20 protein-coding genes are annotated in these 23,994 nt (G+C 62.6%); 12 read left to right on the top strand and 8 right to left on the bottom strand.

Annotation, left to right across the window (positions count from 1 at the left end):
- Positions 1-66: 66 nt before the first annotated feature.
- The 5 genes from ACPWMG_RS26740 (at position 67) to ACPWMG_RS26720 (ending at position 7,326) form a co-directional block, all read left to right on the top strand.
- Entirely contained in the window at positions 67-1,497 is a 1,431-nt protein-coding gene (locus ACPWMG_RS26740; protein WP_483302500.1) for a tetratricopeptide repeat protein, read from the top strand.
- A gap of 63 nt (positions 1,498-1,560) precedes the next feature.
- Positions 1,561-2,427, top strand: coding sequence for a gamma-glutamyl-gamma-aminobutyrate hydrolase family protein (locus ACPWMG_RS26735; protein WP_483302499.1), 867 nt, complete (start codon positions 1,561-1,563; stop codon positions 2,425-2,427).
- A 112-nt stretch (positions 2,428-2,539) separates the two neighbouring features.
- Complete coding sequence (locus ACPWMG_RS26730; RefSeq protein WP_483302498.1) at positions 2,540-2,896, top strand: hypothetical protein; 357 nt, start codon at positions 2,540-2,542, stop codon at positions 2,894-2,896.
- A gap of 198 nt (positions 2,897-3,094) precedes the next feature.
- A complete protein-coding gene (locus ACPWMG_RS26725; RefSeq protein WP_483302497.1) occupies positions 3,095-5,785 on the top strand; it encodes an ATP-binding protein in 2,691 nt (896 codons plus the stop codon).
- Positions 5,786-6,084: 299 nt separating this feature from the next.
- Positions 6,085-7,326 carry a cyclic di-GMP phosphodiesterase gene (locus ACPWMG_RS26720; RefSeq protein WP_483302496.1) on the top strand — a complete coding sequence of 414 codons (1,242 nt, stop codon included), beginning with the start codon at positions 6,085-6,087 and terminating at the stop codon, positions 7,324-7,326.
- 350 nt (positions 7,327-7,676) lie between these two features.
- Here the strand turns inward: ACPWMG_RS26720 and ACPWMG_RS26715 are convergent, their stop codons facing one another.
- Entirely contained in the window at positions 7,677-8,348 is a 672-nt protein-coding gene (locus ACPWMG_RS26715; protein ID WP_483302495.1) for a hypothetical protein, read from the bottom strand.
- A 40-nt stretch (positions 8,349-8,388) separates the two neighbouring features.
- Positions 8,389-8,622: a hypothetical protein gene (locus ACPWMG_RS26710; RefSeq protein WP_483302494.1), complete on the bottom strand. Its 234-nt coding sequence runs from the start codon at positions 8,620-8,622 to the stop codon at positions 8,389-8,391.
- A 260-nt stretch (positions 8,623-8,882) separates the two neighbouring features.
- Here ACPWMG_RS26710 and ACPWMG_RS26705 point away from each other — a divergent pair, with 260 nt between their 5' ends.
- The 3 genes from ACPWMG_RS26705 (at position 8,883) to ACPWMG_RS26695 (ending at position 12,473) form a co-directional block, all read left to right on the top strand.
- Positions 8,883-9,467 carry an Hsp20/alpha crystallin family protein gene (locus ACPWMG_RS26705; protein ID WP_483302493.1) on the top strand — a complete coding sequence of 195 codons (585 nt, stop codon included), beginning with the start codon at positions 8,883-8,885 and terminating at the stop codon, positions 9,465-9,467.
- A 1,373-nt stretch (positions 9,468-10,840) separates the two neighbouring features.
- Positions 10,841-11,599, top strand: a complete 759-nt coding sequence (locus ACPWMG_RS26700) for a GNAT family N-acetyltransferase (protein WP_483302492.1) — start codon at positions 10,841-10,843, stop codon at positions 11,597-11,599.
- Entirely contained in the window at positions 11,592-12,473 is an 882-nt protein-coding gene (locus ACPWMG_RS26695; protein ID WP_483302491.1) for a patatin-like phospholipase family protein, read from the top strand. Before ACPWMG_RS26700 ends, ACPWMG_RS26695 begins: the two co-directional genes overlap by 8 nt.
- A gap of 53 nt (positions 12,474-12,526) precedes the next feature.
- Here the strand turns inward: ACPWMG_RS26695 and ACPWMG_RS26690 are convergent, their stop codons facing one another.
- On the bottom strand, positions 12,527-13,282 hold the full coding sequence (locus tag ACPWMG_RS26690) for a tyrosine-protein phosphatase (RefSeq protein ID WP_483302490.1): 756 nt from the start codon (positions 13,280-13,282) through the stop codon (positions 12,527-12,529).
- Between the two features lie 10 nt (positions 13,283-13,292).
- Complete coding sequence (locus ACPWMG_RS26685; protein ID WP_483302489.1) at positions 13,293-16,265, bottom strand: DNA topoisomerase III; 2,973 nt, start codon at positions 16,263-16,265, stop codon at positions 13,293-13,295.
- Positions 16,266-16,512: 247 nt separating this feature from the next.
- Here ACPWMG_RS26685 and ACPWMG_RS26680 point away from each other — a divergent pair, with 247 nt between their 5' ends.
- From ACPWMG_RS26680 to ACPWMG_RS26670, 3 genes are read left to right on the top strand one after another with little or no spacing between them, the layout of a single operon-like run.
- The gene (locus ACPWMG_RS26680; RefSeq protein ID WP_483305353.1) at positions 16,513-17,073 is read left to right on the top strand and encodes an SET domain-containing protein; all 561 of its coding nucleotides are present in this window, start codon (positions 16,513-16,515) and stop codon (positions 17,071-17,073) included.
- Positions 17,073-17,906 carry a biotin--[acetyl-CoA-carboxylase] ligase gene (locus tag ACPWMG_RS26675; protein WP_483305352.1) on the top strand — a complete coding sequence of 278 codons (834 nt, stop codon included), beginning with the start codon at positions 17,073-17,075 and terminating at the stop codon, positions 17,904-17,906. Before ACPWMG_RS26680 ends, ACPWMG_RS26675 begins: the two co-directional genes overlap by 1 nt.
- A 2-nt stretch (positions 17,907-17,908) precedes the next feature.
- Positions 17,909-18,643 carry an SPOR domain-containing protein gene (locus tag ACPWMG_RS26670; protein ID WP_483302488.1) on the top strand — a complete coding sequence of 245 codons (735 nt, stop codon included), beginning with the start codon at positions 17,909-17,911 and terminating at the stop codon, positions 18,641-18,643.
- Between the two features lie 110 nt (positions 18,644-18,753).
- On the opposite strand, the gene ACPWMG_RS26665 is transcribed toward ACPWMG_RS26670, so the two are convergent.
- The 4 genes from ACPWMG_RS26665 to ACPWMG_RS26650 form a co-directional block, all read right to left on the bottom strand.
- Positions 18,754-19,728 (bottom strand): tripartite tricarboxylate transporter substrate binding protein BugE, encoded by a 975-nt coding sequence (locus ACPWMG_RS26665; RefSeq protein ID WP_483302487.1) that lies wholly within the window; start codon positions 19,726-19,728, stop codon positions 18,754-18,756.
- Between the two features lie 133 nt (positions 19,729-19,861).
- Positions 19,862-21,307, bottom strand: a complete 1,446-nt coding sequence (locus tag ACPWMG_RS26660; protein WP_483302486.1) for a sensor histidine kinase N-terminal domain-containing protein — start codon at positions 21,305-21,307, stop codon at positions 19,862-19,864.
- 81 nt (positions 21,308-21,388) lie between these two features.
- On the bottom strand, positions 21,389-22,063 hold the full coding sequence (locus ACPWMG_RS26655) for a response regulator (RefSeq protein WP_483302485.1): 675 nt from the start codon (positions 22,061-22,063) through the stop codon (positions 21,389-21,391).
- 156 nt (positions 22,064-22,219) lie between these two features.
- A complete protein-coding gene (locus ACPWMG_RS26650; RefSeq protein ID WP_483302484.1) occupies positions 22,220-22,738 on the bottom strand; it encodes a MarR family winged helix-turn-helix transcriptional regulator in 519 nt (172 codons plus the stop codon).
- Positions 22,739-22,879: 141 nt separating this feature from the next.
- Here ACPWMG_RS26650 and recA point away from each other — a divergent pair, with 141 nt between their 5' ends.
- Positions 22,880-23,986 (top strand): recombinase RecA, encoded by a 1,107-nt coding sequence (recA, locus tag ACPWMG_RS26645; RefSeq protein WP_483302483.1) that lies wholly within the window; start codon positions 22,880-22,882, stop codon positions 23,984-23,986.
- The last annotated feature ends 8 nt before the right edge of the window (positions 23,987-23,994 follow it).

Raw genomic sequence — 23,994 nt, 5'->3', positions numbered from 1 at the left:
AGCGAGGCGCACCCAGACGGCTCCGACACCGGCTCGTCTGGCCGTAGGACGAGGCCTGCTGTGCCCATGAGCCACGCCCCTGCAACCCCCGGCGAGGCGGCCTTTGCGGCCGGTGTTTCGGCCATGACGGGCGCCGAGGCAGAAAACACCAAACAGCAATTGCGCGCCGAATTGGCCCAAGCCGAGCAGCACTTCCGCGCCGCGCTGGGCCAAGACCCCGGCATGGTCGAAGCATGGGTCAATCTCGGCCTGATACGCGAGAGCGCCGGTGACGATGCCGAGGCTGAAACTTGTTATCTCCGCGCGCTGGCGTTGCATCCCGGCCAATCCGCACTGGTCACGACATGTCTCAATCTGGGTGGTTTGCTGGCGCGGCAAAAGCGGCTCGATGAAGCCGAGATGGTCTACGCGCAAGCGCTGCGTGTGGCGCCGGACCAGCCCGGTATTTGGTCCAACCTTGGCGCGCTCTACGCCGCCCGCCGCCAGGACGATGAAGCCGAGGCCTGCTACGAGCGCGCCTTGAAGTTGAACCCCGCTTACGAAAAAGCCTTGTTCAACCGTGGCGTGCTGCACCTGCGCCAAGGCCGCTGGAGCGAGGGCTGGATGGGCATGGAAGCACGCGACTGGTACGCAGCATTGGAGGCTCGCCTACCTTTTCCACGCTGGCAAGGCGAGTCCCTGCAGGGCAGCCGTGTGTTGATCGGTTTTGAAGCCGGCCATGGCGACATGATCCAGTTCTGCCGTTATGCCGCGCAGCTCAAGGCCGCAGGGGCGGCCAAGGTGGGCCTGTTGTGTCACCCCGCATTGAAACGGCTGATGTGCCGCATGACGGGGGTGGACGAGGTGTTCGCTTTCGACGAGGACCTGCCCGGCGATCAGCCCTTTGACTACTGGGTGCCGCCGCTCAGCCTGCCCTATCTCTTGGCCACGCGCATTGACACGCCCGTTACCTTGCCCTACCTGCACGCCGAGCCCGCGTTGCTGGCGCACTGGGCTGCATATCTGCCCTCTAAAGGCCTGCGCGTCGGCCTGGTGTGGAAGGGCAACCCGCTGTTCGAGAACGATGCTGACCGCTCGTTGCCGGCGCTCTCGCTTCTCGCGCCATTAGGTCAAATCGACTGTGTGCATTTCATCAGCCTGCAAAAAGGCGCAGGTGAAGACGAAGCGGCTCATGCCCCGGCGGGCCTGCCCGTTTTGAACCTCGGCCCGCAGATGCGCGACTTTGCCGATGCTGCGGCGTTGGTGGTGCAACTCGACTTGGTGATTGCAGTGGACACCGCCATGGCCCACCTTGCTGGTGCCTTAGGCAAACCCGTTTGGTTGATGCTGCCGCGCTACCAAACCGATTGGCGCTGGCTGGATGACCGCACCGACTCTCCCTGGTACCCGCATGTGATGCGGCTGTTTCGTCAAAGTACCAATGGCGACTGGGCGCCGGTGGTCGACGCGATGGTGACGGCGTTGCGCAACTTGACGCAGCGTTACAACGTTGACTGAACCAATTGCAGCAAAGGGTGCCTCACCCTAAACTGTTTGTTAACGCTACACGGGAAGTTCCAGATGAGTGCTCACCGGCTGAAGATTGGTTTGTCCGCCTGTTTTTCCCACGCAGACCCTACGCGTTCGCTGTTCACCGGCAAGACGCTGCAGTATGTCGAGCAGTCCATCGCGCACTGGATCATGTCGTACGGCGCCATGGTGGTGATGGTGCCGTGCCCCACGGGTGAGACCGCGCGCGGTGACGCCACACTCGCCCACTACGCCGAGTGGTTGGACGGTGTGGTGATGCACGGCGGCGCTGACGTATGGCCCGGCTCCTATGGCGAAGAACCCCTGCAAGACGCCTGGATAGGCGACCGCGTGCGCGACCTCTACGATCTGGCGGTGGTCGAGGCCTTTGCGCAAGCCGGCAAACCCATCTTCGGCATTTGCCGTGGCCTGCAACTCATCAACGTGGCCTTTGGCGGCACGCTCTACCAAGACATTGAAACGCAGGTGGAGGGCTCGCTGCGCCACCGCGACCCGGTGACCTACGACCAGAACTTTCACGAGATTGAAATCGTGCAGAGCACGCGCCTGGCCTCGCTCTACCCCGAGGTGAAGCGTGCGCGCGTCAACAGCATTCACCACCAGGGCATCAAAGACCTTGCGCCCGATTTTCAGGTCGAGGCCTGGAGCCTGCCTGACCGCGTGCCCGAAGCCATCCGCCGCCGCGATGGGCTGAACAAAGGCTACATTGCCGCCACGCAATGGCACCCCGAGTTTCACAAGCGCGATCAAAAAGACACGCTCGACGACACCGCCATCCTGTACGACTTTTTGGGCGCTGCACGCGCCTCGCGCAGCCGTCCGCAACCCGCACAGCATTTACCCGGCCGCATCCGCGACCGTGCCGCGCGCTTGCTGCGACAGGCGTTGCTGCGATAGAACGCATACATCGCAAATACAGATCAGCGGCTTTCTCCTACATGGCGGGCCGGGTGCGCGGCCTACGATGGCGGCTCTGCCTCTTCGTTTTACACACCATAGGAGACCATCCATGGCCCGTGCCGCCGCTGCCGTTCAGCAGCATCCTCCTCAAACCTTCACCCTCTTTGCCACCCAAGGGCGTGTGTACGCCAGCAACGTGCGCCACAAGGTCATCGACCTGGGCTGGCTGCGCGAGCAGGGTGATGGCTTTGCCTACGAACTCGACGGCAACCACACCAGCGGCCACGGCTTGGTCACGGTAGAGGCCGCGCTGCAAAACATCGCCGAAGGCCTGACGTTTATCTTTCTCGACGGCCAGTTCACCGCCGTGCGCGACCTGGGCGACCGTATTGGTCCGCACTTGGCTGAGGCGCACTTGCAAGTCATTTTGGATCCGCTGGGACGTTGTGATCCCGCCATGGCTTAGCGGTAAGTACTACTCATTTTGTAGCTGTCGCCGTATGCAGCTATTACGTTAACGGCATCAAAAGCATGTCATCCGTGGCGGCCATTGGTCAGCCGGTTGTCTGATGACCTTGCACCCCGGGCAAACACTGAGCATCATTCCGCTGCACAGTCCCAGGCTTGGCCTGTGCGTCCTGGTCAGTGAGCCTCCGGTTTTCCCATGCCCATCACCCTGCTCGAACGCGACGCCGCGCTGGACGAACTGCACCAGGCGTTGAGCCGCACGCGTGACGGCCAAGGGCAAACGGTGTTGCTAGAGGGGGCGCCGGGCATTGGCAAAAGCAGTTTGCTGGACGCTTTTGTGCACCAGGTGCGCGCGGCGACCTTGTCGCAAGGCCCGAAAGGCGGCCCGTCCCAGGGTTTGCAGGTGTTGTGGGGTGGCTGCGAGGCGCTCAGCACCCCGCGCCCGCTCGGCCCCTTGTACGACATGGCCGTGCTGAGCCCGCCTGCTCTGGCCCAGGCGCTGCAAGACACGCCCCAGGCCGCCGCCATTCTGGACGCGCTGCAGTCGCTGCTGCTGCAAAGCCGCCAGCCCACGCTCCTGGTGTTTGAAGACCTGCACTGGGCCGACCACGCCACTCTCGACCTGGTGCAGTTGCTGGGCCGCCGCGCGGCGCGCCTGCCTGCGCTGTTGGTGCTGACCTACCGTGACGAGCCGGGCCACAACGGCTCCTACCTGCAACGCTGCCTGGCCGCGCTACCGCCGGCCAGCACCAGCCGGATCACCCTGCCGCCTCTGTCGCCCGCGGCGGTGGCCGCGTTGGCCACCCACGACCCGCGCACCCCCGAACACTTGTACGAGCTGACGCAAGGCAACCCGTTTTACCTCTCTGAAGTGCTGGCCTTTCCTAACGTGCTGGTGCCGACCTCGGTACGCGAAGCCGTGCTCACCCACGTGCATGCCTTGCCCGAGATGGCGCGGCGCGTGTGTGAACTGGTGAGCGTGGTTCCTGGAGCGGCGTCAGTCGATCTGCTGGGGCATCTGTTCACCAAAGGCAAGGCCTTGCAGCGTGCCGATGCGCTAGACGCCTGCATCCACGCCGGTGTGCTGCTGCAAGACGATGCTGGCCTGCGCTTTCGTCACGAGCTGGCCCGCCTGGCGGTAGAAGAGACGCTGCTGCCACAACGCAAACGCGCGCTGCACGCGGCGGTGTTGGAACTGCTGCTGCAGCAACCCCACATGTCGAACGCCCGTCTGGTGCACCACGCGGCGCATGCCGGTTTGTCGGACATGGTGCTGGCCCTGGCCCCCAAAGCCGCACAAGATGCCAGCCGCCATGGCGCGCACAGCGAAGCCGTGGCCCATTACGCCGCTGCGCTGCCGTACTTGGCGCAAGCCTTGCCCGCGCTGCAGGCGCACATCTTGGAGGGCTGGGCCAGCGCCGTGTGCGCCACCGCCGGGCCCAATGCCGAAGCGGTGAACGCCATGGAGCGCGCCATCAGCTTATGGCGTGCCGAATGCAACACCCAGCGCCTGGCCGGCGCGCTGCAGCAACTGGCCGACATGTTCCACGCGCTGTGGCAGATCGACGCCGCGTTGCGTTGCGTAGACGAAGCCATCCATCTGCTGAAAACCAGCCGCCTGCATGTGCGTGCTGCGTCGGCCGTGTTGGTCGAGGCCTACAACCAGCGCGCCCACTTCTACATGGAAGCCTCGCAAACCGCGCAGGCGCTGACCTGGGGCGACCGCGCCATGGCCCTGGGCCGGCAGCTCCACCCCGACGTGAGCACCGCGTCCGAAACCCATGCCCTGGCCATCACCGGCGCCGCGCTGTCGCGAGCGGGAATGGACGAGGGCGCCACACGGCTACGCAACAGCCTGGCTCAGCTGCATGAGGCCAGCCCGCTCAAGCCGCAACTCACTGCCTATCTGCACCTGGCCGAATCCAGCCTGCGTCACTACCAGCTGGCCACCGCCGAGGCCGTGTGCACCGAAGCCCTGTCGCGCTTGCGCGATAGCGGCTACACCCAGCACTACTTTCTGGGCCTGCAGGCGAATGTGGCGCTGGTGCGTGGCCGCTATGCCGAAGCCATCGCCCGCGCCGATGTGGTGTTGCCACGCCTGCACGGGCCGCCCACAGCCATGCAGTGGCCGCTGCTGCTGGCTGCTGGCCTGGCGCGCAGCCGCAGTGGCACGCCTGGCGGGCTGGCGCTGCTGCAGCAGTGCTACACCATGAGCCTGGGTTTCAGTCCGCACTACCTGCTGCCTGCCGGTGTGGCGTTGGCTGAGGCGCAGTTGCTGCAGGGCGACTTGCCCGCCGCGCAAGCCACGTTGCAGCATGCCTGGCAACAACGCGGCTTTGAAACCAGCCCCTGGCTCATCGGCGCCCTGCGCACGGGGGCGCAACGTTTGGGTGTGGCGTTGCCGCAGTCCGAGCAGGCGCATTACGCAAATGTCGCCACGCCTTACGCGTTCGAACTGGCGGGCGACCACGCCAGCGCCGCCGCCTACTGGGCCACGGCTGGCGCGCCGTATGAGCAGGCCTACAACCTCATGCAAGGCGGTGGTGTGGAGGGCGTGCAGCAAGCCATCACGCTGTGGGCCGGCATCGGTGCCCATCCGGCCGAGAGCCGCGCCCGCGCCGAAGCCCGCCAACGCGGCTTGCGCGGCATTCGCCGTGGTCCCTACAGCGCGGCACGCAGCAACCCCATGGGCCTGAGTGCGCGTGAATTGCAGATCCTGCACCTGCTGTCTGAAGGCCACAGCAACGCCTACATCGCACAGCAACTCACCCGCTCCGAGCGCACGATTGAACATCACGTGTCGCGCATGCTGGCCAAGGTGGGCGTGTCACATCGCGTGGCGTTGGTGGCACAAGCGCGGCATGCGGGTTTGCTGGATCCGGGCTAGCGCGTAGGCTGCTCCAGTGCCCCAAATGGGCGCCGCCGCTCTATCTTGTGGGGCGCGTGATTTCTAGGGGCCGGCTTTTGCCGCTTGTGGAAGGCTCGCCATGGCCAGGCGTTGTTTGGTGCCGGTGGATGATTGAACAACTCAAGCCACGCGGAGAACGCCTGCCCACTTGTTTGGATGACCATCCATCACAAAAGCAACGAATCTGGGCTTTCTTTGCTTTCAGCGCCGACGGTTATCAGATAAATTTGGTTGCGTAGCCAAATGTTTCTAACGCAATCGCAGGCCGATCCCCCTACATGCTCAAACGAATCAGCGTCCAACAACTCAGATTGGGCATGCACATAGAGGAGTTTTGCGGCGCATGGGTAGAGCATCCTTTTTGGCGCTCTGGTTTTGTGTTGACCAGTCAAAAAGACTTGGACCGCATCCTCAGCACCAGCGTGCGCGAAGTCTGGATCGATGTGGCCAAAGGTGTTGACGTTCCAGCCGGCACACCCTCGGTCACCAAAGCGCAGGTCGAAGTGCAAGTCGAAAGCGAACTGGGGCAACTGGCCGACCTCGACCGGCGCCGCAATGAACCGGTGGCGCTGGCACGCGAGGTCCACAAAGCCGCGAAGATCTGCGCCCAGTCCAAACAGGCGGTGACCCACATGTTCCAAGAGGCGCGTATGGGCAGGGCCATCGACTCTGTACAGGTGAAGACCTTGGTGGCAGAGATTTCTGATTCGGTGACCCGCAATGCCGCGGCCATGATCAGCCTGGCCCGCCTGAAGAGTGCAGACGACTACACCTACATGCACTCCGTGGCCGTATGCGCCTTGATGGTGGTGCTGGCGCGCCAACTGGGCCTGAACAACGCGCAGGTGCATTCGGCAGGTGTCGCCGGCCTTCTGCACGATGTGGGCAAGCTGAAGATGCCCATGCATGTGCTCAACAAACCCGGCAAGCTGACCGACGCCGAATACCAAACCATCAAAGGCCATCCGCAACTGGGCTATGACATGCTGCGCGATGCGCAAGGTGTGGACCCCGTGGCCTTGGATGTGTGTTTGCACCACCACGAGAAAGTGGACGGCTCGGGCTATCCCAAAGGTCTGCAAGACCAAGAGATCAGCCTCTACGCCAAGATGGGTGCTGTGTGCGACGTCTACGACGCCATCACCTCCAACCGCCCGTACAAAGCCGGTTGGGACCCCGCGGAGTCACTGCGCAAAATGGCCGAGTGGGCACCCGGCCACTTCGACCAGAAAGTGTTCCACGCGTTTGTCAAAAGCGTGGGCATCTTTCCTACCGGCTCTCTGGTCCGGCTCGCCTCAGGCCTGCTAGCCATCGTCATCGAGCAAAGCGCCTCATCGCTGATGGCCCCGCGCGTGCGAGCGTTCTACTCCACCGTGACAGAAAAACGCATCATGCCCAAGCTGATCGACCTTTCGGCCGCCGACTGCCGCGACAAGATCGTGCGCCGGGAAGACCCGGCGGAATGGCGGTTTCCGGATCTGAATGAGATGTGGATGGGGTCGGTTTTTGGGAGTTTGTGAGGCGGTGGGTTTGAGGCGTAGCGGTGCATGCTGCATTTTTTACGTACAGATTTGGTCGCCCCTTTGCGTCCGTAGGTGACTGCGTATTCGCCAGTTAAAGCAGACTTTCAACTAAAGTGTGCGGACTACTGTAGTCGGCCAGAAGCCGACATTTGGTGCAGTCCTCCACTTTAGTCTTTTAAATTTGGCGAATATGCCTCGGGACAGAAATTTTGCTCGGAGACAACGACGGTTTCTTCCGTACTTATGCGCGTTGATTCCTCAAGGTAAAGGCGGCCGTACTCTGTCATAGGCTAAGCGGCCAGACCTGTAGGTCTGGCCGAGGTCGATACAAACGGGAAAGTTATGGGTCAATTTGTATCTTTATTTTTTCCCGTTGCCGAGTTGTTGCCACTGTTGGCTGCAGTGGACTGGTTCTTGCCTGTAGCGCTGTCTGCTTGGCTCTTGGACGAGCGCCAGGTGTTGAAGTCATCGCTGAATTTTTGATATCGCTCTTGGCGCCACGAGTCATAGTCCTCGTCCAGCCGGCGCATTTGATCTTCCCGCCATTGTTTGTAGTCGGGATCATGGTGCTGCTGACGACCATAGTACTGACCACCGACGCGACCGTTGTCGAAGGTGTCGCGGCGAGGTTCGTCGCGGCCATAGGCTCGGGATTGCCGGTCAAATAGTTCGGCTTCAGAAGGATCGGAACCAGGGAACGCTCCCTGCCGGCGAACGCGGTATGGGTCTGAATTTTGGTAGCGGTCTTGGGAGTTGAAGCGCTCTTGGTCGAATGAGGGACGGTAACCGTAGTCATCACCGCGGTTTTCTCCGTAGCCGCCATATCCGCCGAATCCGCGCGCGACACCATAAGGTCCCGTTCTGTCCGAGCGGTCCTCCCAGTCTGGACGCCAGCCGCCACGTGGTTCACCTCGATCGTAGCCTTCGCGTTGGAAACGCTCGCCATAGCGCGTGTCGTCGAAATCACTGCGCGTTCCGTGGCGGGAAAAATTGTTGTTTTCACTGTCTCGATAGCCCATTTCATTGCTCCTCAATTGTGGGTTTGTTAACGGTTTGCCCTCACTGCGGCACAGCCTCAGCGCGGCAGTCTTGCGATTGGAAATCGACGCTGTTCGTCAGGTCGCCGTGCGAAAACGCGGTCGCGCCTGCGAAGGCAACATCAACGCCAGGCAGACCTTGAAACATCTGCGCTTGGTGTCGAATCGCACGTCGCAACAGAGCTTGAGTTGACGTCGAGTCGCGTTGCTCTGTGAGATTTTCGCGGGGGGCAAACGGGTCGATTTGACTAAGCATGCTCCAGCTCCTTTCTGTAAATAAGCTGCACACGGGATTTGTGTGTTCACGATTTATAGAGGGGTGTGAGACTACTTCTGTAAGACAGATCTGATCCCGGAGTGGGGCAAATTCCAAGCGGTGTAACAGTGTTGGGGCGCGTCCATGAGGCGGTTCGATTCCTCGTTGCGCCAGATACCTTCAATCAAATTTGTCCTACAGCGGAAGCGAAATTTCTGTAAAAAAATTTGCTCATCCATAGTCCGCAGAAGGAGTGCATCATGGATTCAAAGCAACAAGACGGGGGCAAAGAAAGCCATACCCAATATCAAGACACAACCAACAATCGACAGCAAGATGGCATCAAGCTGCCTCGGCGCCCGGCAGATCGGCAAACGTCGCTTTGGCAGAGCGTGCACAGTCCGCTTGAGCTGATGGCTCGGATCGACGATGACATGGACCGGCTTCTAGGTCGATTTTGGAGCGGAGGTCGCGGTTTAGGGCGCAACCGTGAAGCAGACACGCGACAGACGTGGGTGCCTCAGGTCGATGTATTTGAGCGGGACGGAAAGCTTCATATCCATGCCGACCTTCCCGGGCTAAACAAGGAAGATGTCAGGATCAGTGTGGACGATGGCCATTTGCTCATTCAGGGCGAGCGTAGTTCGAATGTCCAGAGTGGCGGTGAGCCCAATGGGTATTTTTACGCGGAACGCACACATGGCGGGTTTTCTCGGTCGATCCCGTTGCCCGACGGAGTCGATTTAGACACCGCAGAAGCCTCGTTTGAAAATGGCGTTCTGAAAGTACATTTTTTGGCGCCACCGTCACGACAGGACTCTGGTCGAAAAATTGAAATTCGTTAAAGCAAAAATGGACTGCGGGACGTTAGGGACGGAAGTCTCTCTTCCCAGCCGCCAGTTAGTATTCGCAACCAAAACACATACATCCCGTCACCCCAGGAGGGAGGGACAAATCATGCCGCTTGAATTGCTACGCGAGATATCGAATCAGACTCTGCCTATGACGATTGAAGACCCAGCGAAAATAGACAAGCTGAGGGTGTTGCGTGCATCGGGTCACGTAGCAGTGTTGCTGCCAGCGACGACGTCGGAACACCAATTTGCGAGAGTCTTGGCCATCACATCGGATGGGTGGGCAACGCTGAAAGCGGCGCAAAGCCCCGAGACAAGCTAGCTCTACTCCCTGTCGAGCGCGCGGCGCCGATTCCTTGTGTGGCCTCACACGGCTAGAACGGGGTGGGCGCACTGAAAGTTTTCTCCCGCTATTTCCGATTTCGCTGTTGGTGGCGGACTGCGTGTCTTAGGCGCCGCAGGCGCCTACCGTTGCTGCGACCACCAACTCCCCATGCTAGCTGCTGCTTCTGGCAGGGGGATGACGCGTCCGCTTTTCTGTTTTGCTTGCGCACCTACTTTGCAAGCGCAACAATTTGCCTTAACCATTTAACGCCAATTCCTATAGATCCAAGCAGCCTGTTAGGTCAAGCTATGAAGGAAATCCGCATCTGTTGGCTGCCCTCTATCGAGCACGATGAAAACTACGCGCATCGCATTCACCCCTGTGGCGCTTGGCGACCGTTGTCGCGAAAGTCCTTGAGAGATATGCAAGTGCTTTGTGATGCCGCCAACCAAGTGTATGGAGCGGGCTCGCATTGGATTGAAAGCCGGACGGTGCCCGGTAGCTCTGAGGTCGATTGAAGCCAACAGTCTTGTCCAGACGAGTACCACATAGACGCAAGAAAGCAGCCTGACCGCGATTTGCCTTAACCCAGAAATGGGTTGATTGCTACTGTGAAATCGTCGTTGATTTAGTCACTTCAATGTTGGGGGGATGTAATGCCTGTGCAATGTCAGCACTTCGTCCAAAGAAATGCATGAAATGCGGAGTGCTCTTTGCCCGGCCTTCCGGGCCGGATAAGACATAAGCAGATTCGAGTGACTGCATTGGGGAAACCTGTACAGCCGGTTCGGGCCCGACTCAGACATTCACTAGGCAGCGACAAACGTCTGCTTCGCGACTGCCGCGACATTTCAAGTTCTGCACCGAGATCCCTGACAGGGTCGAATATCCAGCCAGTCAAATTTAGGTAGTCGCGCACCCAAATTGAGGTACCGCCACCGTATCTCGTCAGACAACAGATTCTTACCCTGATGACATCTCTCCCCCCGCGCTGAAGGCGTGGCGGGAGCCCGGAGTTCGTCCGAAGGGGAGTCCGTTCATGTCCTCGCACCCTGCTGCGTCTGAAGAGTTTCACATCAGCCGTTACCCGACCACGCAAATCGACGTGTGGACGCTTCGCAATGGCACGCGGCTGACGCTTCGCCCGGTGTTGCCGCAAGATGGCCCGCTGTTGGGCGACTTGGTGGATCGGCTTTCGCCCGAGGCACGCGGGCAGCGTTTTCATGGCGGGGTGCACCACCTCACCGAATCACGCTTGGCCGAGATGACGCATGTGGACTACCAGCGCCACGTGGCGTTTGTGATTGCCACGGGGCATGGCGCGCACGAGCAGGTCGTGGCCGATGCGCGCTACCACTTAGACACTGACCTAGATCCTGACCTGGACACCGATGCACAGCACGGCAGCGCCGAGTTCGCGCTGATGGTGGACGACCGCTGGCACCACATGGGCCTGGGCACGCGCGCAATGTTGGCGTTGATGGGCGCTGCCAGTGAAGCCGGTCTGCACTGGTTGCATGGCGACGTGTTGGCGCACAACCGGCGCATGCTGGCGCTGATGCGGCGCTGCCAGTTCTGCGTGACCCCCGACCCAGAGGATGAGAACCTGGTGCATGCCGAAGTCTCGCTTCGGCACCACGCGGCGCAGACCGCGCGTGCCACCAGTCACCACCGGCCCGCGCAGGCGGCGGTGCGGTTGTGGCGCTGGATGAGCCAGCCTGCGCCGCTGATGCCCTTGTCCGCATTGCCTCCCGTACCCGGCGCCGACGCGCACCCCGGGAGCGCGCCCCATGCTTAACCCCTTACTGGTCAGCCATATGCGCCACCGTCACCAGATCGCCCTGGTGCTCGGCAGTGGCGGCGTGCGCGCCATTGCGGCGCTGGGCATGGCCGATGTGCTGCGCCGCGAAGGTATTGCGCCCGACCTGGTGGTGGGTTGCAGCGCAGGCGCCATCTTTGCGGCGGTGATTGCCGAAGAGCGGCCCGTGCCGGACGCCATTCGCGCGTCCACCTCGCTGTGGACGGCCGAGCTCACGCGCCAGCGCCGTTGGCAGGCGGTGCCGCAAATGTTGTGGCCTAAACTGTGCCGCTTCAACCCCGACTTCTCGCTGCGCTACTCGCGCCTGATCGAGACACGCCTGCAAGAAGGCTTTGGCGACGCGCGGCTCGAAGACATGCCTATCCCCCTGCGCATCAGCGCCACCGAAGCGGCCACCGGCCAGCCCGTGGTGCTGGACAAGGGCCGCGTGGTCGATGCGATTCGCGCCAGCGTGGCCATGCCCTTCATGTTTGCGCCCAAGATGGTGGACGGGCGGCGGCTGATCGACGGTTATGTGTCCGACCCCTTGCCCGTGGTGGCCGCGAGCGACGCGCGCTACGTCATCGCGCTGGGCTTTAACGCGCCCATGCCCAAGGTGGTGAACGGCCCTTCGCGCCTGCTGGCGCAGCTCAACTCATCGCTCAACAACAACCTGATGCACGCGCGGCTGAACGCGGCCGAGGCCGGGGGCATGCGGCTGCTGCGGGTGTTTCCGGAGTTGGATCGGCGCGTGAGCCTGTTCGATACCGAGGCCATGCCGTACTTGGTGGAGGCCGGGCGGCGCGCCACCGAAGAGGCGCTGCCGAAGATCTGGGCGCTGCTGGAGCGGCAGCCCGAAGCCTTGGCGGCTTGAATCAGAAAAGATAGCTGGCTGCGCTTATCGGGTAAGCGCCAGAGGCTATTTTTCTATAAACCCTGCAGGTAGCGCGTTTGCAGCTTCTGCAGTGCGGCAGCGTCCACCCCCAGCACTTCGCGGAGGTAACGCGGCAGGCTGCCAAACGAGGCTTCCACCTCGGCCAAACCCGCGTCGAGGTAGCTCTCTTCCACGCGCCACAGCGCATCGAGCACGTGCGGCGGGGCCAGGCTCTCCAGGCCTTCGGGGCGGCGGTAGAGCGTGTTGGTGAGCAGGTAGTCTTGCATCACCACTTCGCGCGGCACACCCAGGGCCAGCAAGAACAGCGCGGCGGCAAAGCCGGTGCGGTCTTTGCCGGCGGTGCAGTGGAACACCAGCGGCGCGTCGTGCGCCAACAGCAGTTGGAAGAAGGCCGTGAAGCGCTCCGCGTTGTCGAGCACAAAGCCACGGTAGGTGTCTTGCATCAACGCAACGGTTTCCGCTGCGCTGGGCGGTGCTCCCGCGTCCAGCAGCGCCTGCACACGGCGGATCACGCGCGGCTCGATGGTCAGCGGCACGTGGTTCACTTCGGGCAGCGCGTAGGCCTGTTTGGTGCGCTCGTGCTCGCCCCGAAAGTCCACCGCATGCCGCACGCCTAAGTTAGCCAGCGTGGCCAGGTCTTGCGCGGTCAGGCCGGCCAGGTGGTCGGAGCGGAACACGCGGCGCCAGCGCACCGTGCGGCCGTCCAGCCCCTGGTAGCCGCCCAGGTCGCGGAAGTTGCTGGCGCCGCTGAGCGGCAGGGATCGGGAGGGAAGGTCGCGCTCTTGCATCGGGTTTAAGTTAAGCCGCCGATTCAGTCGCGGTCAGGTGCTTGCCCACAATGCCGGCCAGCTCAAACATGGTGATCTGGTCTTTGCCAAACACCGGGCGCAGCTTGGCATCGGCGTTGATGGCGCGTTTGTCCTTGGCGTCCTGCAAGCCGTTGGCCTTTACGTAGTCCCACATCTTCTTGATCACCTCGGTGCGGGCCACCGGATCGTTGCCGATCACGGCGGCCAACTCGGCGCTGGGCTTCAAGCCCGCGCCGGTTTTGCGCGGTGCTTTGGGGGCGGCGGCTTTCTTCACTGCTGTTTTGGCAGCCGTTTTGGTCGCGGCCTTTTTCGCAGGCGTTTTAGCGGCGGTCTTGGCAAGCGCAGCGGTCGCGTTGCCGGTTTTGCTGGCCGCCGGTTTGCGCGGTGGGAACTTCGACGGTGCAAACTCGAAGTTCACCTTGCCCGCTTCCGCGTCCCACGCCAGGAAAGCCTTGAACGCGCGGCGTGTGCGCATGGAGACAAACTTGTCGAGCAGGTCGGTCTTGCCGGTGCTCAGCAGTTTTTCCATCTGCGCGCGCTCCACGGGTTGCTGCAAGATCACCTTGCCGCTCTTGAAGTCGCAAGTGGGCGTCGGCTGGGCTGTGGTCGGCACCGACTTCTCGCACACGTAGTTGCTGCCGTGCTCGTGCACCGGCGCGCCGCACTTGGGGCAATGGCCCAGCGACACGCTTTGGCTGAAGTCCACCAGCTCGCCGGTTTCTTCGCCCGCGCGGTCGTCGCCAAAGTCAAATTCAAGCTTGTAGTTCTTGGTTTCGTCGTCGAACTTCAAAGCCATTTCGGCGGTGAAAGGCCAGCCCGCCTTGGAGCGGAAGCCGTCCAATGGGCCGATCTTTTTATCGCGCAAGAATTGCTCGGCCTCGGCCGGTTCGAACGTGCGGCCCGCTGGCGACTTGCCGAACGAGAAGCCGCAACCTTCGGCTGCGCCCGCCGCACCCGTGCAGGTGTAGCGGCGGTAGTTTTCCTTCACCACGCCGCCGCAGTTGGGGCACGGCGCTTCCAGCGTGGCGTAGTCGCCAGGAATGGTGTCGCGGTCGTACTCCTTGGCCTTCTTCACCAGGTGTTCGGTCATGGCGGCGATCTCGGCCATGAAGGTCTCGCGGCTGATCTTGCCTTGCTCCATCTGCGCGAGTTTGAATTCCCATTCGCCGGTCAGTTCGGCTTTGGAGAGTTCTTCCACGCCCAGGCCGCGCAGCAGCGTCATGAGCTGGAACGCCTTGGCGGTGGGCACCAGCTCGCGCCCTTCGCGCAGCATGTATTTTTCGGCGATCAAACCTTCGATGATGGCCGCGCGCGTGGCCGGGGTGCCCAAGCCTTTTTCCTGCATGGCTTCGCGCAGCTCGTCGTCGTCGATGGTCTTGCCCGCGCCTTCCATGGCGCCCAGCAAGGTGGCTTCGGAGTAGCGTGCCGGCGGGCGCGTTTTCAAGCCCTTGGCGTCCACCGTTTCAGTGCGCACCTTTTCGCCAGGCTGCACGGGCACCAGGTTCTTGCCGTCTTTTTCGTCTTCGTCGGTCGTGGCTTCTTTGCCGTAAATGGCCATCCAGCCCGGTTTGACCAGCACCTTGCCGTCCGAGCGGAAGGCGTAGTTCTTGCCGGCTTCAAGCACCGTGCTGATGCGTGTGGTGACCTGGTATTCGGCGCTGGGGAAAAACACCGCCAAAAAGCGCCGTACCACAAAGTCGTACAGCTTTTGCTCGGCTTCAGACAAGCCGCTGGGCGCCTGCAGCGTGGGGATGATGGCAAAGTGATCGGACACCTTGGCGTTGTCGAAAATGCGCTTGTTGGGCTTGACGTAGTTGCCGTCGATGGCCTGCTTGGCAAAAGGCGCCAGATGCTTCATGCCGCTGTTGGCCAGCATGGTCATGGTGTCTTTCACCACCGGCAAGTAGTCTTCGGGCAGCGCACGCGAATCGGTACGCGGGTAGGTCAGCGCCTTGTGACGCTCGTACAGGCTTTGTGCCAGCGCCAGGGTGGTTTTGGCGCTGAAGCCGAAGCGGCCGTTGGCCTCGCGTTGCAGCGAGGTCAGGTCGAACAACATGCCGCTGGCTTGGGTGCTGGGCTTGCTTTCTTCTGTGACGGTGGCGGGTTTGCCGCGCGCCGCGTCGGCGATCGCGAGCGCCTCGCGTTCCGTCCAGATGCGATCGGCGCGTTGCTCGGGGTCGGCCACGCCGTCCGGGCCGGGGGCTGGTTTTTTCCAGGCCGGGTCGAACCACTTGCCGGGGTAGTTGCCGGCTTCGGCCTTGAAGTCGGCGTGGATTTCCCAGTAGTTGCGGCTGACGAACTTGCGAATCTTTTCTTCGCGCTCCACCACCACCGACAGCGTTGGCGTTTGCACCCGGCCCACGGTGGTCAGGAAGAAACCGCCGTCGCGCGAGTTGAAGGCCGTCATGGCGCGCGTGCCGTTGATGCCCACCAGCCAGTCGGCCTCGGAGCGTGAACGTGCGGCGTCGGCCAGGCCCTTCATCTGCTGTTCGGAACGCAAGGCGCTAAAGCCATCGCGGATGGCCTGCGGCGTCATCGACTGCAGCCACAGGCGGCGTACTGGCTTGCCCAGCGGCTTGGCGCCACCGGCGTATTGCTCGATCAGGCGGAAGATCAACTCGCCTTCGCGGCCCGCGTCACAGGCGTTGATGAGTTGCGACACGTCTTTGCGCTTGGCCTGCTTGACCACGGCGTTCAGGCGCGACTTGGTCTTGTCGACCGGCTTCAGGTCGAAAAACGGTGGAATCACCGGCAGGTTGGCAAAGCTCCACTTGCCGCGCTTCACGTCGAACTGCTCGGGCGCCTGGATTTCCACCAAGTGGCCCACGGCGCTGGTGACGACGTAGCTTTCGCTCTCGAAGTGGTCCTCGTGCTTCTCAAATTTGCCGGCTGTCGGTGTGAGCGCCCGGACGATGTCCTGCGCTACCGAAGGCTTCTCAGCGATCACCAAGGTCTTAGTCATAACTTTTGTTCGTTCTCGAATTCGGTTGCTCGGTTGCGAAACGGCCTGGTCTGGGCGAGCGCCTCAGATATCTTGGGGCAGTGTCCACGAAACAGAAGGCAGGCTCCTACAATGAGCTTCTCGCGCGTGCACGCATATGCGCGCACCCGTGCCCTTTTAAGTTAACAGAGTTTTGCCCGTGCCTCCAGAATCCACCCAAAAAGCTGCCAAACCGAAGGTTTCCAAGGCCCCCAAGGTCTCCAAGGCTGTGAAGCCAGTTGCGCCAAGTGTTCCAACAGGCCGCCGCGTGCAAACGCGCCGCTCCGGTGTGCACGGCAAAGGTGTTTTTGCCGTGCAGGATATCGCGGCGGGCGAAATGATCATTGAATACGTGGGCGAAATCGTCTCCTGGGACGAGGCGCAAGACCGCCACCCCCACGACCCCAAAGACCCCAACCACACGTTCTACTTCCACATCGACGCAGACCGCGTGATTGATGCCAAGTTTGGCGGCAACTCCTCGCGGTGGATCAACCACGCCTGCGACCCGAATTGCATTGCCGACGAAGTCGACGGCCGCATCTTCATCAAGGCGCTGGTGCCGATTGCCGCTGGCACCGAGCTGTTTTACGACTACGGCCTGATCATCGACGAGCGCTACACGCCCAAGCTGAAGGCCGAGTACCCCTGCTGGTGCGGCAGCGCCAACTGCCGTGGCACGCTGCTGGCGCCCAAGCGCGGCTGGCGCAAGCCGGTGGCCGAGCCCGCCAAGGCTGCAAAAACCACCAAGGCCACCAAGACCAAAACCGCCGGGAGCCGCCGCCCGTGATGCGCTGGCCGGCCGAGGCGATCTGGGAAGCGGTCTACCCGCAACTGCCCACGTTCACGGTGGAGGTGGTGCCCAGCATCGACTCGACCAACTCTGAACTCATGCGCCGCGCCCGCGCGGGCCAGGGTGAGCCGGTGTTGCTGGTGGCCGAGAACCAAACCGCCGGCCGTGGCCGTATGGACCGGCCCTGGCGCAACAGCGTGGGTGCCTCGCTGATGTTTTCGCTTGGCTTGCCGCTGGCGCCGCAAGACTGGTCGGGCTTGTCGCTGGCCGTCGGTGTGTCGGTGGCCGAGAGCCTGCAGCCGCAAATTCCCGCGCTTGATGCGCCTCAGTCCAAGCGTGTGGGCCTGAAGTGGCCTAACGACCTGTGGACCGATGGCGACCACAAGCTCGGCGGCATTCTGGTCGAAACCGCCAACCTACCGCAGCCAGGGGCTGCCCGTTTCGTGGTGGTGGGCGTGGGCATCAACATCCAGGCGCCGCAGATCGAAGGCCTTTCTACGCCGCCCGCTGGCTTGCAAGACCTGGTGCCCGGCCTCGATGCGCCCGCCGCACTGGAGCGCATTGCCGCGCCCCTGGTCAACGCCTTGCTGGCCTTTGAGCGTGACGGCTTTGCCCCGCTGCGCAGCCGCTTCACCCGTCGCGACATCTTGTTGGGCCGCGACGTGCTGCTGAGCGACGGCACGGCCGGCATCGCCGAAGGTGTGGGCGACGACGGCGTGCTGCTGGTGCGCACCGCCACCAGCCTGCAAGCCATCCACAGCAATGAGGTGAGCGTGCGGCCTACGCGCGCCATACCGTCTACCGCGCCCACACCACCCACGGGAGCTTAAGCATGTTGCGTTTGACGGTGCTGGTTTTGCTGCTGGCCAACGCGGGCTACTACGCGTGGGGGCAAGGCTACTTGCAACTGTTTGGCATGGGCCCGGTGGCGCAAACCGAACCGCAGCGGCTGGAGCAGCAAGTGGCGCCCGAGAAGCTGCAGGTGTTGACGCCCAGTGCCACGCCAAAGCCCAATGCACCTGCAGCGCCCGACGCATCAGCGCCTGCAGCCCCAGTTGTTCCTGCCGCAACTTCCGCTTCATCTCCGGTGGTCACGGCCAGTGCCGCCCCTGAGCCTACCGTCTGCCTGCAAGCTGGTGCCTTCGACGAAGCCCAAACCGAAGCCGTGCGCCGCGCCGCTGCCAACTTGCCCGCCGGTAGCTGGACGCTGGACGCCACGCCCGTCAGCGGCCGCTGGATGGTCTACATGGGCAAGTTTGCCGATACCGATGCGCTCGACAAAAAGCGCGCCGAACTGCGCGCCCGCAAGGTCGACTTTGACCGCACCAACAACCCCTCGCTGGAGCCCGGCCTGTCGCTCGGTCGCTACTCCACCGAAGAAGCCGCGCATCGGGCATTGACGGCCCTCGGCACCCAAGGCGTGCGCACCGCCCGCGTGGTGCAGGAGCGCGGCGACACCCCCGCGTGGACGCTGCACCTGCCCGCCGCCACGCCCACGTTGCGTAGCCAGGTGGAAACGCAATTGGTGAGCGTGCTGGCGAGCAAACCGCTGCGTTCTTGCAATTGACCGCTTACCGCAAGGCATAAAAAAAAGCCCGGCGGGTCTTGCGGACGGGCCGGGCCTGGCGCTGGTGGTCAGCGCGTCAAACCTAAAACTTAGGTTGAGACAAGGTTCTGTCATTCAAGCTGAATCTTGGCGTACGCCGCCACTTTTTTCATCTTCTCGATCTCCTTGACGATTTGCTGCGAGAACTCAGCCGGCGTGGTGCCTGAGGGGTAGAGCCCCTGCCCGGCCAAACGTTCCCGCACGGCCGGCTCTTTGAGCGCCTGGGCTACCGCTTGCTGAATGCGCAGCACGGTGGCGGCGGGCGTAGAGACTGGCGCTACCAGGCCAAACCACGACGGATCGTTGTTGTTGGCATAGCCTAGTTCAGCATAAGTTGGCACGTCCGGCAAGACGTCCAGCCGCTCGGGCCACGACACGGCCAGCGCCTTGAGCTTGCCGGTCTTGACGTAGGGCAGCGACGAGGCCACCTGGTCGAAGTACACCGACACCTGGCCGCCCAGCACGTCGTTCAGCGCCGGGCCCGCGCCACGGTAGGGAATGTGCACCATCGACGTGCCGGTGCTGCTTTTAAACAGCTCGCCCCACATGTGCCCAATGGTGCCGGTGCCCGGCGTGGCGTACGACACCTTGCCCGGGTGGGCCTTGAGGTACTTCACCAGCGCGGCGAAGTTCTCTACCGGCAGCTCTTTGGGGTTGACGACGATGACGCCCGGCGCCTTGACGATTTCGGTCACGCCCGCAAAGTCGGCAACTGGTTGGTAGGGCAGCTTGCTGAACACCGCCGGGTTCACGCCGTGGGTGGAGAGCGTGGCCACGCCCAGCGTAAGGCCATCTCCCGCCGCACGCGCCACTTCGGCCATGCCGATGGAGCCGCCCGCGCCCGCGCGGTTGTCGATCACCACCGGCTGACCCAGGATGCGTTGCAGCGGCTCTTGCAGTGCGCGCGCCGTGATGTCGGTGGCGCCGCCAGGAGGGAATGGCACCACCAAACGCAGCGGGCGTTTTTCTTGGGCAAAGGCTTGCGAGCCCAGCGTGGTGGACAGGGCGGCGAAGGTCAGGGAACCGAGGAGCGAGCGACGTTGCATGCGGGGGATTTTGGTTGAAAGTGGAATGCAGGGCCCCAAGCAAGCGGCGTGCCTCGGCCCCGGGTGTCTTAAGAAAAACCTGCCGTTTACGCGTACTGTTCTAGCGTGAGCAGCTATGGTTTCGAATTGAGGCTTAACTGCCGCTGACCGCCGTGAAGTGCACGTTCACGCGCAAGCCCGGCAGCTTGGCACCGGGGTGCGACTCTTCCAGCGTAATGTGCGCGCCGTGCTGGTTGGCAATCTCCAACACAATGGGCAGGCCTAGGCCTGAGCCATCGGTGTCTGACCCCAGCGCGCGGTAAAACGGCTGGAACACCAGCTCGCGCTCGGCCTCGGGAATGCCGGGGCCGTTGTCTTCCACCTGCAGCAGCAACACCTTGCCAATTTTGGCGGTGAGCACACGCACGGTGACCACGCCGGGCCGCTCGGCACTGGTGGGGGTGTAGTTCAAAGCGTTGTCCACCAGGTTGCGCACCAGTTCTTGCAGCAGCGTGGGGTTGCCGTCCAGCAGCACGTCGGGGCTGCCGGGCTCGGCGCCGTCGTAGCCCAGGTCTACGCGTTTATCCAGCGCACGCGGCACCGAGTCTCGCACCACTTCCATGGTCAGCCGTGCCAGGTCGCAGGTTTGCGTGCTCATGCTCACGCCGCTGTTCTCAGCGCGCGCCAAGGCCAGCAACTGGTTGACGGTGTGGGTGGCGTGGATGCTGGCGCGGCCAATTTGCTGCAGCGAGCGCTTCAGGTCGTCGGTGCTGGTGCCTTCGCGCTGCGCCAGCTCGGCCTGCATGCGCAGCCCGGCCAGCGGCGTTTTGAGTTGGTGCGCGGCGTCGGCCAGAAAGCGCTTTTGCGTGGCGATGGAGTCGGCCAGGCGTTCCAGCAGGTCGTTCACCGAAGACACCAGCGGCGCCACTTCGATGGGCACGGCCTTTTCGTCCAGCGGGCTCATGTCGTCGGGGCTGCGCGCGCGGATGCGCTCTTCCAGCAGGTTCAGCGGTTTGATGCCGCGGGCCAAGGCCAGCCACACCAGCAGCACCGCCAGCGGCAAGATGACGAACTGCGGCAGCATCACGCCTTTGATAATTTCGGCCGCCAGCACCGAGCGTTTTTCGCGTGTCTCGGCCACCTGCACCAGCGCGGTTTGGCTGCCCGCCACGTCCAGCCGCACCCACATGTAGGCCACACGCACACCCATGCCGTGGAACTCGTCGTCGCGCAGTTGCACCACGCCGTCGATGGTTTTCTCTTCTTCTGCGGGTAGCGGAAAGTCGCGCTCGCCGCTCAAAAACTCGCCGCGCCCACCGAGCACCTGGTAGTAGACTTGGTCGGAGTCGTCGGCCCGCAAAATTTCGCGCGCGGGCTGCGGCAGGTTGAACTGCGCGCGGTTGTTCATCGGCACCACGATGAGCTGCGACAGCGCCTGCACGTTGTATTCCAGCGCGCGGTCAAACGGCTTGCCGGCAATGCTTTGCGCCACCAGCCAGGTCAGGCCCAGGCTCACGGGCCACAGCAGCAGCAGCGGCGTGAGCATCCAGTCGAGGATCTCGCCAAAAAGAGAGCGCTGCTCACGCTGGAAGATCTTCAAGGGGCGGGGCTAAAGTTTTGAATCAAAAAGGCGGCGGGCGCTGGTGGATGGTGCGGAAGGTGCTATGGATTTGTTCAACGCTCAGGTCTGGATTTTTTCCAGGCAGTAGCCCAGCCCGCGCACGGTCGCGATGCGGATCGGCCCCTTCTCGATCTTCTTGCGCAGGCGGTGGATGTAGACCTCGATGGCGTTGTTGCTCACCTCTTCGCCCCACTCGCACAGCCGCTCTACCAGTTGGTCTTTGCTGACCAGGCGGCCGGCGCGCTGCAGCAGCACTTCCAGCAGGCCCAATTCACGGGCCGATAGCTCGATCATCTTGCCGTCGATGGTGGCCACGCGGCCAGCTTGGTCGTACAGTAGCGGGCCGTGTTTGATGGCGCTGGTGGTGCCGCCCATGCCGCGCCGCGTGAGGGCGCGCACACGCGCTTCCAGCTCTTGCAGCGAGAACGGTTTGGCCATGTAGTCGTCGGCGCCGTAGTCCAGGCCTTTGACACGTTCTTCCACGCTATCGGCGGCCGTGAGAATCAACACCGGCAATGAGTCGTTACGCCCGCGCAGCTTGCGCAGCACTTCCAGGCCGTGCATCTTGGGCAGGCCCAGGTCGAGGATCAGCAGGTCGAATTCGCTGTTGGCCATGAGCGCGGCGTCTGCTTCGGTGCCGCTGGCCACGTGGTCTACCGCCGCCCCGGAGGCGCGCAGTCCGCGCAGCAAACCGTCGGCTAGCACCTGATCGTCTTCAGCGATGAGTATGCGCATGGGTTGTCTCCTGGATTCTTTTTGAACGTTGTTCGGCAAACGGCAGGTGCAGAGTTTGCGCCGGAAATTCTAGGTTGCCTACCTTCTATGAAATTGACAGCGTGACGGGCGGATGACGGGTGTGTCTCATGTCGTCACTCATGCTGATCACTCCCGTCAAGCGGCGTAAGCCTCCAGCCCCAGCGCCACGACAGCGGCCACCTCGGGCCCTACCGCCGTGCGGAATTCGTCCTCGGCCTGCGCCACCGCGTCTTTGAACGCCTGCAGCCACGCCAAGCCGGTGGCGGTGAACAACACGCGCCGCGCGCGCGCGTCCAGCGGGTCGGGTTCGCGCGTCACCAGGCCCCAGGCGGCGCATTGGTCGACCAGGTCGCCCATGGCTTGTTTGCTCATGCCGGCGCGCTCGGCCAATTCTGTGAGGCGCGCGCCCTGCGGCGGCAGGTGGCGCGTGATGTGCACGTGGGCAGCGCTCACCTGCGCCTTGGCCGCCAGGTTGCTCAGCGCCAGCGGCACCTCGACGTTGTGCGCCATCAGGCTCAACACCCGCGCGTCAAAGCGGCGCAGGGCGTCGCCCATCAGGCGGCCCAAATGGGTTTCGCGCCAGCCGTCTTCCTGCAGGCTCTCATGGAGGGGGCTGGGCGGGTTTCCGTGCGGTAAATCACCTAAATCTTGCATGTGAAAAATGATAAGGCAAACTGACCATAAAAAGTAGAAATGAATTCAGACTCGTGCCATAGAATACTGTTCAAGCATCCAGCCTGTGATCAATTCCAGTAAACATGATGCGCCAACTTATTGATTTAAAAGGAAACTCTCATGGACGCACCCGTTAAAGCCCAAACCGCCGCCAGCGCTGAAAAAGCCAAGGCCCTGCAAGCCGCACTCGCCCAAATCGAAAAGCAGTTCGGCAAAGGCACCATCATGCGTTTGGGTGAAGGCGAGGTGATCGAAGACATCCAAGTGGTGTCCACCGGCTCACTGGGGCTGGACATTGCGTTGGGCGTAGGCGGCCTGCCACGTGGCCGCGTGATCGAAATCTACGGCCCAGAGTCCAGCGGTAAAACCACGCTGACGCTGCAAGTCATTGCCGAAATGCAAAAGCTGGGCGGCACCTGCGCTTTCGTCGATGCCGAGCACGCCCTCGACACGCAATACGCGCAAAACCTGCACGTCAACCTGCAAGACCTGCTGATCAGCCAGCCCGACACCGGCGAACAAGCGCTGGAAATCGTCGACTCGCTGGTGCGTTCGGGTGCGGTTGATCTGATCGTGGTCGACTCGGTGGCCGCGCTCACCCCCAAGGCCGAACTGGAAGGCGAAATGGGCGACAGCCTGCCCGGCCTGCAAGCCCGTTTGATGAGCCAGGCGCTGCGCAAGCTCACCGCCACCATCAAGAAGGCCAACTGCATGGTCATCTTCATCAACCAGATCCGCATGAAGATCGGCGTGATGTTCGGCTCGCCCGAAACCACCACCGGCGGCAATGCGCTGAAGTTCTACGCCTCTGTGCGTCTGGACATTCGCCGCACCGGCACCATCAAGAAGGGCGACGACGCCATCGGCAACGAAACCAAGGTCAAAGTGGTGAAGAACAAGGTCTCGCCCCCGTTCAAGACGGCCGAGTTCGACATTTTGTTTGGCGAGGGCATCAGCCGCCACGGTGAAATCATCGACATGGGTGTCGAAGCGAAGATCATCGACAAGTCGGGCGCCTGGTACGCCTACAACGGCGAAAAGATTGGCCAAGGCCGCGACAACGCACGCGAATTCCTGCGCGAAAACCCCACGCTGTCGATCGAGATCGAAAACAAGGTGCGCGAGTCGCTGGGCATCCCACTGCTGCCAGTGGCCGAAGAGGAAGACACCAAGCCCGCCAAGAAGGCCAAGGCCGAGCCCAAGGCTGAAACCAAGATCGAAGAGTAATCGAGCGG

Origin of the sequence: Hydrophilobacter chitinilyticus, from assembly GCF_049860745.1 — a bacterium.
GTDB lineage: Bacteria > Pseudomonadota > Gammaproteobacteria > Burkholderiales > Burkholderiaceae_C > Rhodoferax_B.
This window is presented reverse-complemented; position numbering and strand designations above follow the sequence as displayed.

Bases quoted from the DNA above. Each gene is read 5' to 3' on its own strand.
- ACPWMG_RS26740 (WP_483302500.1), top strand. From the start codon at position 67: ATGAGCCACGCCCCTGCAACCCCCGGCGAGGCGGCCTTTGCGGCCGGT.
- ACPWMG_RS26735 (WP_483302499.1), top strand. From the start codon at position 1,561: ATGAGTGCTCACCGGCTGAAGATTGGTTTGTCCGCCTGTTTTTCCCAC.
- ACPWMG_RS26730 (WP_483302498.1), top strand. From the start codon at position 2,540: ATGGCCCGTGCCGCCGCTGCCGTTCAGCAGCATCCTCCTCAAACCTTC.
- ACPWMG_RS26725 (WP_483302497.1), top strand. From the start codon at position 3,095: ATGCCCATCACCCTGCTCGAACGCGACGCCGCGCTGGACGAACTGCAC.
- ACPWMG_RS26720 (WP_483302496.1), top strand. From the start codon at position 6,085: ATGCTCAAACGAATCAGCGTCCAACAACTCAGATTGGGCATGCACATA.
- ACPWMG_RS26715 (WP_483302495.1), bottom strand. From the start codon at position 8,348: ATGGGCTATCGAGACAGTGAAAACAACAATTTTTCCCGCCACGGAACG.
- ACPWMG_RS26710 (WP_483302494.1), bottom strand. From the start codon at position 8,622: ATGCTTAGTCAAATCGACCCGTTTGCCCCCCGCGAAAATCTCACAGAG.
- ACPWMG_RS26705 (WP_483302493.1), top strand. From the start codon at position 8,883: ATGGATTCAAAGCAACAAGACGGGGGCAAAGAAAGCCATACCCAATAT.
- ACPWMG_RS26700 (WP_483302492.1), top strand. From the start codon at position 10,841: ATGTCCTCGCACCCTGCTGCGTCTGAAGAGTTTCACATCAGCCGTTAC.
- ACPWMG_RS26695 (WP_483302491.1), top strand. From the start codon at position 11,592: ATGCTTAACCCCTTACTGGTCAGCCATATGCGCCACCGTCACCAGATC.
- ACPWMG_RS26690 (WP_483302490.1), bottom strand. From the start codon at position 13,282: ATGCAAGAGCGCGACCTTCCCTCCCGATCCCTGCCGCTCAGCGGCGCC.
- ACPWMG_RS26685 (WP_483302489.1), bottom strand. From the start codon at position 16,265: ATGACTAAGACCTTGGTGATCGCTGAGAAGCCTTCGGTAGCGCAGGAC.
- ACPWMG_RS26675 (WP_483305352.1), top strand. From the start codon at position 17,073: ATGCGCTGGCCGGCCGAGGCGATCTGGGAAGCGGTCTACCCGCAACTG.
- ACPWMG_RS26670 (WP_483302488.1), top strand. From the start codon at position 17,909: ATGTTGCGTTTGACGGTGCTGGTTTTGCTGCTGGCCAACGCGGGCTAC.
- ACPWMG_RS26665 (WP_483302487.1), bottom strand. From the start codon at position 19,728: ATGCAACGTCGCTCGCTCCTCGGTTCCCTGACCTTCGCCGCCCTGTCC.
- ACPWMG_RS26655 (WP_483302485.1), bottom strand. From the start codon at position 22,063: ATGCGCATACTCATCGCTGAAGACGATCAGGTGCTAGCCGACGGTTTG.
- ACPWMG_RS26650 (WP_483302484.1), bottom strand. From the start codon at position 22,738: ATGCAAGATTTAGGTGATTTACCGCACGGAAACCCGCCCAGCCCCCTC.
- recA (WP_483302483.1), top strand. From the start codon at position 22,880: ATGGACGCACCCGTTAAAGCCCAAACCGCCGCCAGCGCTGAAAAAGCC.